The organism is Streptomyces sp. HSS9-12 (assembly GCF_054963655.1).
Map to the genome: position 1 here is coordinate 1 of NZ_JBUEGC010000117.1, position 1273 is coordinate 1273.

Here is a 1273-nt window from a genome sequence, read left to right on the forward strand (position 1 = left end):
ACGCCCGGGAGGAATCGGTACGCCCAGCATGGGCGACAACTAAAGGGTGAAAGTCCCGACGAGGAGAGGTGAGACTAACTCGCTAGCCAAGGGCAAGGGCGTCACCGTGAGGTGGGGTCCGGAGGAAGCCGGAGGCGAAACCGGGCACCGATGTACAAGAACCGCGTAGAGGCGGGGTGGACTGGGTAAGGCGGCCGATTGCGCCGAAGCCCGCTCTCACCAAGAAGGCCACCACGTAGACGCGGCGGCGGTCCGGGGAAAGTTGTCGTTCTTATCTGGGGAGGTCTGTCCGGGTGTCACCTGTAACCGTGTGATGGCGGAGATTGCGACGACATGGGCCAGCAATGGCTCGGGTTTGCCGGACAGAAGTCAGCAGAGGTCGTAGTACCGAGACGGGTAGGCAGCAGGCCGACAAGGACTCGGGAAGGGCCGAACGTTTAGTGGATTGGAGGAAGGGTGTCTGCTCGATCAGGTCACGATGACCGCTGCAAGACTGCCTCGGCAGATCCCCAGGCGGCAGGGCCGGTGCATACGGCTGACCCGCCTGGGGAGCGCAGTGACCAGACGGCGCGTCACTCGGAGGACAATCACCGCGAGGCCCTCTCCCTCTGGGAGGTGGCGTTCTCGAAGGAGAACCTGCTCGCGGCGCTCAGGCGCGTTGAAGCAAACCGGGGTGTCCCCGGAGTTGACGGGATGACCACGGAAGAACTGCGACCGTGGATCGCCCTGAACTGGCCCGCTGTCTGGGCCGAGCTTGACGCGGGGACATTCAGGCCCGCTCCCGTCCGTCGGGTGACCATCCCCAAGCCGAACGGCGGGGAGCGGATGCTGGGTGTCCCAAGGGTGCTGGATCGGTTGATCCAGCAGGCTATTGCGCAGGCCCTCGTGCCCGTGTTCGACCCTCATTTCTCTGGGGCGTCGTTCGGGTTCCGCCCGGGTCGCTCGACACATCAGGCCGTAAAGGTTGGTCGCCGGGCAATCATGGACGGTAACTCTTGGGCCGTGGACCTGGATCTGGACAAGTTCTTCGACCGCGTGAACCACGATGCGCTTATGGCGCGAGTTGCTCGCCGGGTGGAGGACAAGAAGGTCCTGAAGCTGATTCGCCGATACCTGGGGGCCGGGATTATGGCAGAAGGGGCGGTCGTGGCATCGGGGGAGGGGACGCCGCAAGGTTCCCCTCTTTCCCCGCTGCTTTCCAACATCATGTTGGACGACCTTGATCGCGAACTCTTCAAGCGCGGCCTCCGATTCGTGCGTTACGCAGACGATG

The 1273-nt window shown here is 63.8% G+C and carries 1 protein-coding gene; it reads left to right on the forward strand.

Annotation, left to right across the window (positions count from 1 at the left end):
- Window positions 1-615: 615 nt before the first annotated feature.
- Window positions 616-1273, forward strand: a 658-nt coding sequence (locus ACY34J_RS28950) for a reverse transcriptase domain-containing protein (protein ID WP_462729595.1), incomplete at its 3' end; no start/stop codon positions are given.